Below are 14,153 nucleotides of genomic sequence, written 5' to 3' on the forward strand. Positions count from 1 at the left end.
ACTTTCACTGCAACCCTCTACGCTGAGTGCATTGGCGGATTTGAATCCGCTGCTGCCTCAGGACACTGAGCCCCATGTACAAAGATTTGAAGTTTCCGGTGTTGATCGTCCATCGCGACATCAAGGCCGATACCGTCGCCGGTGATCGTATCCGTGGCATCGCCCGGGAGTTGGAGCAGGAAGGTTTCAGTATCGTTTCGGCCACCGACTACACCGAAGGGCGTCTGGTGGCTTCGACCCACCATGGCCTCGCGTGCATGCTGATCGCCGCCGAGGATGCCAGCACCAACTCGCATCTTTTGCAGAACATGGCCGAACTGATCGGCCTGGCTCGGGTGCGTGCGCCTGATCTGCCGATCTTTGCCCTGGGCGAACAGGTCACTCTGGAAAACGCCCCGGCCGATGCCATGGCCGAACTCAATCAATTGCGCGGGATCCTTTACCTGTTCGAAGACACCGTGCCGTTTCTGGCCCGGCAAGTCGCACGGGCGGCGCGAAAGTATCTGGACGGTTTGCTGCCGCCGTTTTTCAAGGCGCTGGTGCAACACACCGCCGATTCCAACTATTCCTGGCACACCCCCGGTCACGGCGGTGGCGTGGCGTATCACAAAAGCCCGGTGGGGCAGGCGTTTCATCAGTTCTTTGGGGAAAACACCCTGCGCTCGGACTTGTCGGTGTCGGTGCCGGAACTCGGTTCGCTGCTCGACCACACCGGCCCGCTCGCCGAAGCCGAGGCTCGGGCGGCGCGCAATTTTGGTGCTGATCACACCTTTTTCGTGATCAATGGCACCTCGACCGCCAACAAGATCGTCTGGCATTCCATGGTCGCTCGCGATGATCTGGTGCTGGTGGATCGCAACTGCCACAAGTCGGTGCTGCACGCGATCATCATGACCGGTGCAATTCCGTTGTACCTGTGCCCGGAGCGCAATGAACTGGGGATCATCGGTCCGATTCCGCTGAGCGAATTCAGCCGCGAATCGATCCAGGCCAAGATCGACGCGAGTCCTTTGACCAAGGGCCGCGCACCTAAAGTCAAACTGGCGGTGGTCACCAACTCGACCTACGACGGCCTCTGTTACAACGCCGAACTGATCAAGCAGAATCTGGGCAACAGCGTCGAAGTGCTGCATTTCGACGAGGCCTGGTACGCCTATGCGGCGTTTCATGAATTCTTCGCGGGGCGCTATGGCATGGCCACCTCGCGCAGCGAAGACAGTCCGCTGGTGTTTACCACCCATTCCACCCATAAGCTGCTCGCCGCGTTCAGTCAGGCGTCGATGATCCATGTGCAGGACGGCGGCGCGCGGCAACTGGACCGGGATCGGTTCAACGAAGCGTTCATGATGCACATCTCCACTTCGCCGCAATACAGCATCATCGCCTCGCTGGATGTGGCCTCGGCCATGATGGAAGGCCCGGCCGGGCGCTCGCTGTTGCAGGAAACCTTTGATGAAGCCCTGAGTTTCCGCCGTGCGCTGGCCAATTTGCGGCAGCACATTGCCGCTGATGACTGGTGGTTTTCGATCTGGCAGCCACCGGGCGTCGAAGGCATTGACCGTGTGCAAACGGAAGACTGGCTGCTGCAACCGGATGCCGAATGGCACGGGTTCGGTGAAGTCAGCGACGATTACGTATTGCTCGACCCAATCAAGGTCACGCTGGTGATGCCAGGTCTGAACGCCGGTGGCGCGTTGAGCGAGAAGGGCATACCGGCAGCCGTGGTCAGCAAGTTCCTTTGGGAGCGCGGGCTGGTGGTAGAGAAGACCGGGCTGTATTCATTTCTGGTGCTGTTCTCCATGGGCATCACCAAAGGCAAATGGAGTACGCTGCTCACCGAGTTGCTGGAGTTCAAGCGCAGTTACGACGCCAACGTCAGTCTGGCGACGTGCCTGCCATGTGTCGCGCAAGAAGACACGGCGCGCTATCGCGGCATGGGCCTGCGAGACTTATGCGATCAACTGCACGCCTGCTATCGCAGCAACGCGACGGCCAAACATCTCAAACGCATGTACACGGTACTACCGGAGATCGCCATGAAACCGGCTCACGCCTACGATCATTTGGTGCGTGGGGAGGTCGAGGCTGTGCCGATTGATAGGCTGGAAGGAAGGATTGCTGCCGTGATGCTGGTGCCGTATCCCCCAGGGATCCCCCTGATCATGCCCGGCGAGCGCTTTACCGAATCGACGCGCTCGATCATCGATTACCTGAAATTTGCCCGCACGTTCGATAGCAGCTTTCCCGGTTTTGTCGCGGATGTGCATGGACTGCAACATGAAGATGAAGGCAATGGACGGCAGTACACCGTCGATTGCGTCAAGGAATGAGGACTTATCCCAGTATGCAACCGGTCATGAATCCGAAATATCCAGGTCTGTCGGTGCGGGTTGCCGATGAAGGCTTTGCGCCTTATATCTGGGGCAGCGACTTCAGTTTCGAGGTCGCCGCCTATGGCGCCGCGGTCATCGGCAAGCCCGTTGAACAGTGGCTGGTAACGCCGATCGTGCCTTACCGCAAGTGCTACGGCATTGATCCCGAGGAGTTCAGCAGTTTTCATAATGCCGCCGACAGCGCGATTTTCATGGCCTACCTCGATGACGAACCGGTCGGCCATCTGGTGATCAGCACCAACTGGAACGGCTTTGCCCATATCGATGAGCTGGCGGTGCACGCACCGGCCCGCCGTCATGGCGTCGCCAAGGCGTTGCTCGATGTGGCGCAGTTCTGGAGCCGCAAGAAGAAGTTGCCCGGCATCATGCTGGAAACCCAGAACAACAACCTCGGGGCTTGTCGGTTGTATGAGCGTTGTGGCTATGTGATCGGCGGTGTCGACCAGTTGCGTTATCGCGGCATTGATCCGAACACCGCTGAAGTGGCGCTGTTCTGGTATCGATTGTTCGATAACCCGCTGGAAAACCCGCTCAGCTCGACAGCATCGCCTCGGCTTGTTCCGTGAGGATGGCCAGTAACGTCTGAATCGCCGAAGACGGCGCTGCGTGCTTGAAGGTCAAGGCATAGAGGCTGATTGGCACGGCGGGGGACAGCGGACAGACATCCAGCCCGGCAGCGCGGGCGCCTAACGCGGTAAACGGATCGACAATGGCCAGCCCTTCACCGGCCTCGACCATGCTGCGCATCATCTGGTGGGTTTGTACCCGGGTCTGGATGCTTGGGGCGGGGCGCAGTGCCTGGAGTTTGTTTTCCAGCGCCGGGCTCAGCGGGTCCTGACCTTCGAGGCCGACCATCGCTTGCCCGGCCAGATCCTGCAGGGAAATGTATTTCTGCTTCGGTTGCAGCCAGCCGTGGGGTGCCAGCAGTTGCAGTTTGCCCTGTGCCAGCGGCTGGCAATCAATGTCGGGGTGCTCAGGATCATGCAGACTCAGGCCCAGGTCACTCTCGCGCAGCAACAGGCTGCGGACGATGTCGCGGGTCGGTGCGCTGAGCAGGCTGCAAGGTGCATCGGGCAAGCGCCGGCGCAGGGCGGCCAGGCTTTGCGGCAACAACTGCTGGGTGAGCGGCGGAGTGCCGATGATGCATACGGGCGGGGCGAGGTATTGCTTGAGGCTACTGGCCAATCGTTGCACCGGCTCCAGTGCTTCGTAAACGTGCGCGATTTCAACCTGCAACGCCCGGGCTTCTGGCGTCGATTGCAGACGCCCGCGAACGCTGGCGAACAGCATGAACCCCAACTGACTTTCGGCTTCGCGCAAGCGCTCTTCGACTTCGGTAACCGGCAACTGCAGCCATTCGGCGGCGGTGCCCAGGTGACCGGTCTGCAAGAGCGCCTGAATCACTTCGATATGACGTAAACGCATGCGTGAAGTCCATGTTCAGCAGGTGGGGGCAGGCTGAATCCTACCCCAAGTCTGCGCATATGACTTCTGCTCATAACACAGGGTTATGAGGCGACGGTGGTTTCCGTCAGGCTGCCGACGTAGGTGTCGGGCTCGCGAACGATCGTGACGCCCGATTGAACCAGCAAAAACTCGTTGTCACTGACCTTGTTGACACGATCGCCAATGGCCAGTTTGTAAGTGGTAACAGGCTCCATGCCAGCGAGACCGTCTACCGACGGGTTGGATTCCTGGAATTCATGCACGGAATAAACGCGGCCTTCCGCATCTCTTGCATGGAACTGACCGACGAGTACTGCTGCCATCTGCTTAGAACCTCTGGAGATAAAACGCTTGATTTGCGGCTTGGTAGACCTTCATCAAGGCCTGTAAGTTTTCCTACAGGAAAAAAATAATCAGCATGCGGGAATTTCCCTCGTTTGCTGGTGGAACCGGCACCGGATCATCTATAACTTGTGGCTCCTCCCACGGACATCGAGAGTCTTCCATGAGCAATGTCTACAACGTCGCCGTAGTGGTCGGCAGCCTGCGTAAAGCTTCGATCAATCGCAAAGTCGCTCTGGCGCTGGCGGAACTGGCCCCGGCCAACCTCAAGCTTGAGATTGTCGAGATTGGTGATCTGCCACTCTATAACGAAGACATTGACGGCGAATCTCCGCCGGCAGCCTACAGCACTTTCCGGCAAAAAGTGGGTTCATCCGACGCGGTGCTGTTTGTGACGCCGGAATACAACCGTTCGGTGCCCGCACCCTTGAAGAATGCCATCGATGTTGGTTCGCGGCCTTACGGCAAGAGCGTCTGGAGCGGCAAGCCGGGTGCGGTGATGAGCGTATCGCCGGGCGCCATCGGCGGATTTGGCGCCAACCAGCATCTGCGCCAGTCCTTTGTGTTTCTCGATGTGCCGTGCATGCAGCAGCCTGAAGCGTATCTGGGTGGCGCGGGTTCGGCGTTCGATGAGGCGGGCAAACTGAGTGAATCGGTGAAGCCGTTCCTGCAAAAATTCATAGATGCTTACGGACAATTCGTAGAACAACACAAAAAGTAATTCTTATATGGGACAAATGTAGGAGTGAGCCTGCTCGCGATAGCATGTCAATCAGTCGACTGACATACCGCTATCGCGAGCAGGCTCACTCCTACAGGTTTTGTGTTCACTTCATTACTGCATTTCAATTGAAGGTTTTCGCGGATGCTCGCTGCGTCACTTATTTTCCTGCTGACCATTACCCTCGTTATCTGGCAACCCAAAGGCCTCGGTGTCGGCTGGAGTGCGACGTTGGGCGCCGTGCTGGCGCTGATCTTCGGTGTGGTACACCTGAGCGACATCCCGCTGGTCTGGCAAATCATCTGGAACGCCACCGGCACCTTCGTCGCGCTGATCATCATCAGTCTGTTGCTCGACGAGGCGGGTTTTTTCGCTTGGGCCGCATTGCATGTGGCGCGGTGGGGACGAGGCAGTGGGCGCAAGTTGTTTGCCTTCATGGTGCTGCTTGGTGCGCTGGTTTCGGCACTGTTTGCCAATGACGGTGCAGCGCTGATCCTCACGCCCATCGTCATCTCGATGCTGCTGGCGCTGCGCTTCTCGCCGGCGGCGACGCTGGCTTTTGTCATGGGCGCAGGGTTTATTGCCGACACCGCGAGCCTGCCGCTGGTGGTGTCGAACCTGGTCAACATCGTCTCGGCGGACTTCTTTCACATCGGCTTCAATCGCTATGCAGCGGTGATGGTACCGGTGAATTTCGTCAGCGTCGCCGCGACGCTGGGCATGTTGCTGTGGTTTTTCCGTCGCGACATTCCCAAGGCTTACGACCCCGAACAGCTCGAACATCCAGAAACCGCGATTCACGACAAAGCCACGTTTTATGCCGGTTGGGCGGTGTTGGCGATCTTGTTGGTGGGTTGCTTTGCCCTCGAGCCGCTGGGCATTCCGATCAGCGCGATTTCCGCCGTGTGCGCAGCATTGCTGCTGGGCATCGCCGCCCGTGGACACAAGATTTCCACGCGCAAAGTGATGAAAGAAGCGCCGTGGCAGATCGTGATTTTCTCGCTGGGCATGTATCTGGTGGTCTACGGTCTGCGCAATGCCGGTTTGACCGGCTATCTCGCCGGTTGGCTGGATATCTTCGCCGGTCATGGCGTGTGGGGCGCGGCCATGGGCACTGGCGTGCTGACGGCGCTGTTGTCGTCGATCATGAACAATTTGCCCACCGTGCTGATCGGCTTGCTGTCGATCGATGCCAGTCAGGCAAGCGGGGTGGTCAAGGAGGCGATGATCTACGCCAACGTGATCGGCAGCGATCTGGGGCCGAAGATCACGCCGATTGGCAGTCTGGCGACGTTGCTGTGGCTGCATGTGCTGGAGCGCAAGGGGATTCACATTGGCTGGGGGTATTACTTCAGGGTGGGGATTGTGCTGACGGTGCCGGTGTTATTGCTGACGTTGGCGGCTTTGGCTGTGCGGTTATCTTTTTAGAAGCAAGATCAAAAGATCGCAGCCTTCGGCAGTTCCTACAGGGTGCACGCATTCCAAATGTAGGCGCTGCCGAAGGCTGCGATCTTTAAGCTTGGCCAGGGACATTCGGCCAAAGGTCGGACACCAGAAACAAGCGCTCCGCCTCTTCCCATTCGCCCTGTGCATTCTCGGTCAGGCGCACCATCAACTGCGCCGGGGCTAGCGGTTCCAAGCCTTCCAGCCACATCTGCAAATGCTCGGGAGCCCAGGTCTGATCCGCCGGGTAGTGCGCCGGCGCCAGCCAGGCATGACGGGGCAGGGGTTGCCAACGGCCTGCCGGACGCTGCGCGACGAACGCCGGCCAATCCTTCTGATGCAACCAACTGCCACGTAAATGCTGCGGGTGGGCGCCATCCGGCGACTGCGAAGGGCCGGGCCACGGATACAGCAAATACCCGCCCAGCCACAGTTGCGCACTGAATACTTCGATATCCAGTTTCGCCAAGACTTCGCGGCTTTCCGGGCGCGCTGAAATCGGCAGTTGATGCTCGACCAGATGCGCCAGTTTGCGATCCAGCCGATCGTGACAGCCCGGCCCCAGCCATTGCGCCGGGTCATGGCCGTCACCCTGTTGCGGGCCGAGATAGAGTTTGATCGCCAGTTCGAGGTGATGCACGCCATCGCGGTCACGCAGCAGCATGTCCAACTCGCCCAGGGTATGGCCTTCGCGACGGATCGGCAGGTTCGCTGCGATCAGCTCAATCCCCGGCGCATGCTCCACGGCAAACTGCCACAAACGCTCGTAATACAGGCCCAGACGCCGGGTGCGCGCCTGCGACAACCAGTGCAGCAGTTCGTAACTGTCACGATCAAGCTGACGTAGCCATTGCTCCAGACGCTCGGGATCGGCAACCCAGTCGCTACCGGCCAATGGATGACGCTGCGGCCACGGTGTAGTCGCAAGCATCGGCGGGGCGAGGATCACCCACGCCAGATCACGCACTTCGGGATGGCGTAATTGATGGGGCAACTGCAGCAGGTCGGGAAATAGGATCATCTTGCGAGCATAGCCTTAAACACGAGCCCACCCTTGAGGCTGAAAGGATTTTGTCTATCGCAGGCTTTCGCCCATAATCGTGGTTTTCGCGTTTTCGATTGTCCGCAGAGGTCCCATGGAGCAATTTCGTAATATCGGCATCATCGGTCGCCTGGGCAGTTCCCAGGTGCTGGATACCGTCCGCCGACTGAAACGGTTTCTGCTCGATCGTCACCTGCATGTGATCCTTGAAGACACCATCGCCGAAGTCCTGCCGGGCCACGGCCTGCAAACCTCGTCGCGCAAGATGCTCGGTGAAGTCTGCGACATGGTCATCGTCGTCGGCGGTGACGGCAGCCTGCTCGGGGCCGCCCGTGCGCTGGCAAAACACAATATTCCGGTGCTGGGGATCAACCGTGGCAGCCTCGGTTTTCTCACCGACATTCGCCCTGACGAGCTGGAAGTCGAAGTCGCCAAGGTCCTCGACGGCCACTATCTGGTGGAAAACCGCTTCCTGCTGCAAGCCGAAGTCCGCCGCCACGGCGAGGCCATCGGTCAGGGTGATGCGCTCAACGATGTGGTGCTGCACCCGGGCAAGTCGACGCGGATGATCGAGTTCGAGCTGTACATTGACGGCCAGTTCGTCTGCAGCCAGAAGGCCGACGGCCTGATCGTCGCCACCCCGACCGGTTCCACTGCTTATGCGTTGTCTGCCGGCGGGCCGATCATGCATCCCAAGCTCGACGCCATTGTGATCGTGCCGATGTACCCCCATATGTTGTCGAGCAGGCCAATTGTGGTCGATGGCAACAGTGAGCTGAAAATCGTCGTGTCGAAAAACATGCAGATCTATCCGCAAGTCTCCTGCGACGGGCAGAACCACTTCACCTGCGCGCCGGGCGACACCATCACCGTCAGCAAGAAAGCGCAGAAACTGCGATTGATCCACCCGCTCGACCACAACTACTACGAAGTCTGCCGCACTAAGCTCGGCTGGGGCAGCAAGCTGGGCGGTGGAGGCGACTGATGCTCGATCCCGCGCGCAGTTATGACCTGATTGGTGACGTGCACGGATGCGCCTTGACCCTCGAACATCTGCTTGACCGTCTCGGTTATCACAAGCAGGGCGGGGTCTGGCGGCATCCATCGCGCATGGCCGTGTTCGTCGGTGACATCATCGACCGTGGCCCGCGGATTCGCGAGGCGCTGCACATCGTCCACGACATGGTCGAGGCCGGTCAGGCCTTGTGCATCATGGGCAACCATGAATTCAATGCCCTCGGCTGGAGCACGCCGGCGCCACCGGGCAGCGGCAAGCAGTTCGTGCGTGAGCACACGCCGCGCCATGCGCGATTGCTCCATGAAACCCTGACTCAGTTCGAAGACCATCCCGGCGACTGGCACGACTTTCAGCAGTGGTTCTATGAACTGCCGCTGGTGGTGGATGCCGGGCGTTTCCGTGTGGTGCATGCGTGCTGGGACGCCGGCCTCATCGAACCGCTGCGCGGCCTGTTTCCCGATGCACGCATCGATGAGCATTTCCTCCAGGCCTCGGCCGTGCCCGGCAGTTTCGCCTGCACCGTGTTTGATCGCCTGCTGCGCGGCACCGACATGCGTCTGCCGGACGGCCAGACCATGACCAGTGGTGACGGTCTGGTGCGTTCGTTCTTCCGCACCAAGTTCTGGGAAGACGATCCGAAAACCTATGGCGACATCGTCTTTCAGCCCGATGCCTTGCCGGAGCCGGTGGCGCAGACGCCGCTGACTTCCACTGAAAAGAATTCTCTGCTGCGCTACGGCGTCGATGAGCCGTTGCTGTTCGTCGGCCATTACTGGCGCAGCGGCAAACCGGCGCCGATCCGCCCGAACCTCGCGTGTCTGGATTACAGCGCGGTGCTCTACGGCAAACTCGTCGCCTATCGTCTGGATCAGGAAACCCGCCTTGATCCGCATAAATTTGTCTGGGTCGATGTCGAGCGGCCGGAGGTGCTGCAATGAGTGCGGTAGCGGTATTGCGTCTGCCCCTGGCGGTGGACTTGAGCGGTTTCGTCACGCTGCTGCAACGCATGCAGGTGCCGCACCGGGTCAGTGAGGAGGCGGGCGAGCAGGTGTTGTGGGCGCCAGCGGAGGTCAGCGACGACGTTCGTTCGCTGTACGAGCGCTTCCCGGCCGGTGATCCCGAGCAAACCCTGGACATCCCGGTAGCCCAGACCTTCAAGCGTCCGGGCTTCGTCGAACAACTGAAGCACGCCAAGGCCACTGGCTTCATTCTGCTGCTGTGCCTGATCGTCGCCGGCCTGACCTTTCTGGGTGAAAACCTGGAAACCCTGCGCTGGCTGACCTTCCTCGATTTCCGTGTGATCGGCGAATACATCCACTTTACTCCGTTGGCTGACAGCCTCGCGGCGGGGCAGTGGTGGCGGTTGGTGACGCCGATGCTGATCCACTTCGGCATCCTCCACCTGGCCATGAACGGCATGTGGTACTGGGAGCTGGGGCGGCGCATCGAATCGCGTCAGGGCAGTATCAATTTGATCGGCCTGACGTTGCTGTTCAGCCTGGTATCCAACTACGCGCAGTTCGCCTGGAGCGGCGCGACCTTGTTCGGCGGACTGTCCGGTGTGCTTTACGGGTTGCTTGGCCACTGCTGGATCTTCCAGTTGTTGTCGCCGAACCCGGCCTATCGCCTGCCGCGCGGCGTATTGGTGATGATGCTGGTGTGGCTGTTGGTGTGCATGTCCGGGCTGATCTCGATGATCGGCTTCGGCGAAATTGCCAATGCCGCCCACGTCGGCGGGTTACTCATCGGATGCTTCACCGGTTTGTTGGGCGGTTTGTATAACCGCCGTAAACTGGCCGCCTAAAATTTTCAGTGAATAAAGAGCACGGAGACCCTGATGTCCTCTTTTAACGAAATGATCAAAAACATCACCCCGGACATCTACGAGAGCCTGAAACTGGCCGTGGAAATCGGCAAGTGGTCGGACGGTGGCAAACTCACCGCCGAACAGCGCGAGCTGTCGTTGCAGGCGATGATCGCCTGGGAAATCCAGAACCTGCCTGAAGAACAGCGCACCGGTTACATGGGCCCGCAGGAGTGTGCGTCGAAGTCGATCGAAGTGCCGAACATTCTGTTCAAGTCGGATGCCATCCATTGATCGAGATTGGCCGCGGTGCAATCAGCAAAATGTCGGCGCGCCTTGACGGGCCGAACGTGCAATACGCGTTTCGTCTGGATGACGTCGAGGTGCCGGTCAATCCTTTGATCGGCACGACGGTGCGTCTGGAGTATCTGGGGGCGATCCACTGCACCCATTGCGGGCGCAAGACCAAAACCAGTTTCAGCCAGGGTTACTGCTACCCGTGCATGACCAAGTTGGCCCAGTGCGATATCTGCATCATGAGCCCGGAGCGTTGCCACTTTGACGCCGGCACCTGCCGCGATCCTGCGTGGGGCGAGCAGTTCTGCATGACCGACCATGTGGTCTATCTGGCCAACTCGTCGGGGGTCAAGGTTGGCATCACTCGTGCTACCCAATTGCCGACCCGCTGGCTCGATCAGGGTGCCAGTCAGGCGTTGCCGATCATGCGTGTGGCGACGCGGCAGCAATCGGGCTTCGTCGAAGATCTGTTCCGCAGTCAAGTCGCCGACAAGACCAACTGGCGCGCACTGCTCAAGGGCGATGCGGTGGCGGTGGATCTGGCGCAAGTACGCGATCAGTTGTTCGAAAGCTGCGCCGAGGGCCTGCAAGGCTTGCAGGAGCGATTCGGCCTACAGGCAATTCAGACGATTGCCGATGTCGAACCTATCGAAATCCGCTATCCGGTCGAGCAATACCCGGCCAAGATCGTCAGCTTCAACCTGGACAAGAACCCGATTGCCGAAGGCACGCTGCTGGGGATCAAGGGCCAGTACCTGATCTTCGATACCGGCGTGATCAACATTCGTAAGTACACGGCTTATCAGCTCGCCGTGCATCAATAAGGATTCCAGCATGCGCACCGAACAACCGAAGATGATTTACCTGAAGGACTATCAGGCGCCTGAGTACCTGATCGACGAAACACACCTGACCTTCGAGTTGTTCGAGGACCACAGTTTGGTCCACGCGCAACTGGTGATGCGCCGCAACCCGGCCCGTGGCGCGGGCCTGCCGCCGCTGGTGCTGGATGGCCAGCAGCTGGAATTGCTCGCGGTCACACTCGCCGACAAAGAGCTGAGCGCTGACGATTACCAGCTCAGCGAAAACCACCTGACCCTGCAACCGACCAGCGAAACCTTCACGGTCGACACCAGCGTCAAGATCCACCCGGAAACCAACACCGCGCTGGAAGGCCTGTACAAGTCCGGCACGATGTTCTGCACCCAGTGCGAAGCCGAAGGCTTCCGCAAGATCACCTATTACCTCGACCGTCCCGACGTGATGAGCAAGTTCACCACCACGGTGGTCGCCGAGCAGCACAGCTATCCGGTACTGCTGTCGAACGGCAACCCGATCGCTTCCGGCCCCGGCGAAGACGGCCGGCACTGGGCGACCTGGGAAGACCCGTTCATGAAACCGGCGTACCTGTTCGCGCTGGTGGCCGGTGATTTGTGGTGCGTTGAAGACACCTTCACCACCATGACCGAGCGCACCGTCGCGCTGCGCATCTATGTCGAGCCGGAAAACATCGACAAGTGCCAGCACGCGATGAACAGCCTGAAGAAGTCGATGCGCTGGGACGAAGAGGTCTACGGTCGCGAGTACGATCTGGACATCTTCATGATCGTCGCGGTCAACGACTTCAACATGGGCGCCATGGAGAATAAAGGCCTCAATATCTTCAACTCCAGCGCCGTGCTGGCCCGCGCCGAAACCGCTACCGACGCCGCGCACCAGCGGGTCGAGGCGATCGTCGCCCACGAATACTTCCACAACTGGTCGGGCAACCGCGTGACCTGCCGCGACTGGTTCCAGTTGTCGCTCAAGGAAGGCTTCACCGTGTTCCGCGATTCCGGCTTCTCCGCCGACATGAACTCGGCCACGGTCAAGCGCATTCAGGACGTGGCGTACCTGCGTACCCATCAGTTCGCCGAAGATGCCGGCCCGATGGCCCACGCCGTGCGCCCTGACAGCTTCATCGAGATTTCCAACTTCTACACCCTGACCGTGTACGAAAAGGGCTCGGAAGTGGTCGGCATGATTCATACCTTGCTCGGCGCCGAAGGCTTCCGTAAGGGCAGCGACCTGTACTTCGAACGCCACGACGGCCAGGCCGTGACTTGCGACGATTTCATCAAGGCGATGGAAGATGCCAACGGCGTCGACCTGACCCAGTTCAAACGCTGGTACAGCCAGGCCGGTACGCCACGTCTGGCGGTGAGCGAGTCTTACGATGCTGCGGCAAAAACCTACAGCCTGACCTTCCGCCAGAGCTGCCCGGAAACCCCGGACAAGGTAGAAAAACTGCCGTTCGTGATTCCGGTGGAACTGGGCCTGCTCGACAGCAAGGGCAACGAGATCGCCCTGCGTCTGGCTGGCGAAGCCGCTGCCCAAGGCACCACTCGCGTGATTTCCGTGACCGAGGCTGAGCAGACCTTCACCTTCGTCGACATCAGCGAGCAGCCATTGCCATCGTTGCTGCGTGGCTTCTCGGCGCCGGTGAAACTGAGCTTCCCGTACAACCGTGACCAGTTGATGTTCCTGATGCAGCACGACAGCGACGGCTTCAACCGCTGGGATGCCGGTCAGCAACTGTCGGTGCAAGTGCTGCAAGAACTGATCGCCCAGCAGCAAAAGGGCGAAAGCCTGTCGCTCGATCCTCGCCTGATCACCGCGCTGCGCACGGTGCTGTCCGACGAGTCGCTGGATCAGGCGATGGTCGCTGAAATGCTCTCGCTGCCGGGTGAGGCGTACCTCACTGAAATCAGCGAAGTGGCGGACGTCGATGCCATCCATATCGCACGCGAATTTGCCCGCAAGCAACTGGCCGACAACCTGTTCGAAGGACTGTGGCTGCGTTATCAGGCCAACCGTGACCTGTCGAAGAAAACCCCATATGTGGCCGAGGCCGAGCATTTTGCCCGTCGTGCCTTGCAGAACATCGCGCTGTCGTACCTGATGCTCAGCGGCAAGCCGGAAGTGTTGGCAGCGGCGCTTGAACAGTTCGACACCAGCGATAACATGACCGAGCGCCTGACCGCGCTGGCGGTGCTGGTCAACTCGCCGTTCGACGAGCAGAAAGACCAAGCTCTGGCCAGTTTCGCCGAGCAATTCAAGGACAACCCGCTGGTCATGGATCAGTGGTTCAGCGTGCAAGCCGGCAGCACCTTGCCGGGCGGCCTGGAACGGGTGAAAGCGTTGATGCAGCACCCGGCGTTCAATATCAAGAACCCGAACAAGGTGCGTGCGCTGGTCGGTGCGTTTGCCGGGCAGAACCTGATCAACTTCCACGCGGCGGATGGTTCCGGTTATCGCTTCCTGGCGGATCTGGTGATCGAGTTGAACGGCTTCAATCCGCAGATTGCCTCGCGCCAATTGGCACCGCTGACTCGCTGGCGCAAGTACGACGGCGCACGGCAGGCGTTGATGAAAGGGGAGCTGGAGCGGATTCGGGCTTCGGGGCAGCTGTCGAGCGATGTGTATGAGGTGGTTAGCAAGAGCTTGGCTTGATATGGCGTTTGGAGCTTTTCCCTCACCCTAACCCTCTCCCTGAGGGAGAGGGGACTGACCGAGGTGGATGGTCGAGTTACACCGACTTGAAAGACCGAGTCGAGCATTGGTTTTGAAGCACATCGAGATCGGCTCCCTTTCCCCCTCGCCCCCTT

General features: G+C 59.7%; 13 protein-coding genes. 10 read left to right on the forward strand and 3 right to left on the reverse strand.

Translation table 11 applies throughout. The features are described 5' to 3' along the window. Positions 1 to 74 precede the first annotated feature (74 nt). Both ACA043_RS12485 and ACA043_RS12490 read left to right on the forward strand, forming a co-directional pair. Positions 75 to 2,330, forward strand: coding sequence for an Orn/Lys/Arg family decarboxylase (locus ACA043_RS12485; protein WP_497659342.1), 2,256 nt, complete (start codon positions 75 to 77; stop codon positions 2,328 to 2,330). Between the two features lie 14 nt (positions 2,331 to 2,344). Further along, positions 2,345 to 2,959, forward strand: a complete 615-nt coding sequence (locus ACA043_RS12490) for a GNAT family N-acetyltransferase (protein WP_187681011.1) — start codon at positions 2,345 to 2,347, stop codon at positions 2,957 to 2,959. On the opposite strand, the gene ACA043_RS12495 is transcribed toward ACA043_RS12490, so the two are convergent. Together ACA043_RS12495 and ACA043_RS12500 are read right to left on the reverse strand one after the other, a co-directional pair. Then, a complete protein-coding gene (locus tag ACA043_RS12495; protein WP_489880915.1) occupies positions 2,925 to 3,818 on the reverse strand; it encodes a LysR substrate-binding domain-containing protein in 894 nt (297 codons plus the stop codon). The two genes, ACA043_RS12490 and ACA043_RS12495, sit on opposite strands and share 35 nt — an antisense overlap. Positions 3,819 to 3,901: 83 nt before the next feature. Next, entirely contained in the window at positions 3,902 to 4,162 is a 261-nt protein-coding gene (locus ACA043_RS12500) for a hypothetical protein (RefSeq protein WP_401265312.1), read from the reverse strand. Between the two features lie 182 nt (positions 4,163 to 4,344). On the opposite strand from ACA043_RS12500, the gene ACA043_RS12505 reads away from it, so the two are divergent. Both ACA043_RS12505 and ACA043_RS12510 read left to right on the forward strand, forming a co-directional pair. Continuing rightward, positions 4,345 to 4,902, forward strand: a complete 558-nt coding sequence (locus tag ACA043_RS12505) for an NADPH-dependent FMN reductase (protein ID WP_489880914.1) — start codon at positions 4,345 to 4,347, stop codon at positions 4,900 to 4,902. 144 nt (positions 4,903 to 5,046) lie between these two features. After that, the gene (locus ACA043_RS12510) at positions 5,047 to 6,330 is read left to right on the forward strand and encodes an arsenic transporter (RefSeq protein WP_497659343.1); all 1,284 of its coding nucleotides are present in this window, start codon (positions 5,047 to 5,049) and stop codon (positions 6,328 to 6,330) included. An 85-nt stretch (positions 6,331 to 6,415) separates the two neighbouring features. Here ACA043_RS12510 and ACA043_RS12515 read toward each other — a convergent pair whose 3' ends face one another. Beyond that, entirely contained in the window at positions 6,416 to 7,366 is a 951-nt protein-coding gene (locus ACA043_RS12515; RefSeq protein ID WP_187678752.1) for a DUF1853 family protein, read from the reverse strand. Positions 7,367 to 7,481: 115 nt separating this feature from the next. Between ACA043_RS12515 and ACA043_RS12520 the strand changes: the two genes are divergently transcribed. The 6 genes from ACA043_RS12520 to pepN are packed head-to-tail and all read left to right on the forward strand — an operon-like array spanning position 7,482 to position 13,998. Next, positions 7,482 to 8,372 carry an NAD(+) kinase gene (locus tag ACA043_RS12520; protein WP_187678751.1) on the forward strand — a complete coding sequence of 297 codons (891 nt, stop codon included), beginning with the start codon at positions 7,482 to 7,484 and terminating at the stop codon, positions 8,370 to 8,372. Continuing rightward, the gene (locus ACA043_RS12525) at positions 8,369 to 9,343 is read left to right on the forward strand and encodes a metallophosphoesterase (protein WP_370872657.1); all 975 of its coding nucleotides are present in this window, start codon (positions 8,369 to 8,371) and stop codon (positions 9,341 to 9,343) included. The genes ACA043_RS12520 and ACA043_RS12525 overlap by 4 nt, the downstream gene beginning before the upstream one ends. Further along, positions 9,340 to 10,209 (forward strand): rhomboid family intramembrane serine protease, encoded by an 870-nt coding sequence (locus tag ACA043_RS12530; RefSeq protein ID WP_497617783.1) that lies wholly within the window; start codon positions 9,340 to 9,342, stop codon positions 10,207 to 10,209. The genes ACA043_RS12525 and ACA043_RS12530 overlap by 4 nt, the downstream gene beginning before the upstream one ends. 33 nt (positions 10,210 to 10,242) lie before the next feature. After that, positions 10,243 to 10,503, forward strand: coding sequence for a YeaC family protein (locus ACA043_RS12535; protein ID WP_093221961.1), 261 nt, complete (start codon positions 10,243 to 10,245; stop codon positions 10,501 to 10,503). Then, entirely contained in the window at positions 10,500 to 11,330 is an 831-nt protein-coding gene (locus ACA043_RS12540; RefSeq protein ID WP_497659344.1) for a DUF2797 domain-containing protein, read from the forward strand. Before ACA043_RS12535 ends, ACA043_RS12540 begins: the two co-directional genes overlap by 4 nt. A gap of 10 nt (positions 11,331 to 11,340) precedes the next feature. Continuing rightward, on the forward strand, positions 11,341 to 13,998 hold the full coding sequence (gene pepN / locus ACA043_RS12545; protein ID WP_497659345.1) for an aminopeptidase N: 2,658 nt from the start codon (positions 11,341 to 11,343) through the stop codon (positions 13,996 to 13,998). The last annotated feature ends 155 nt before the right edge of the window (positions 13,999 to 14,153 follow it).

It is taken from the genome of Pseudomonas sp. LBUM1648 (assembly GCF_059716145.1).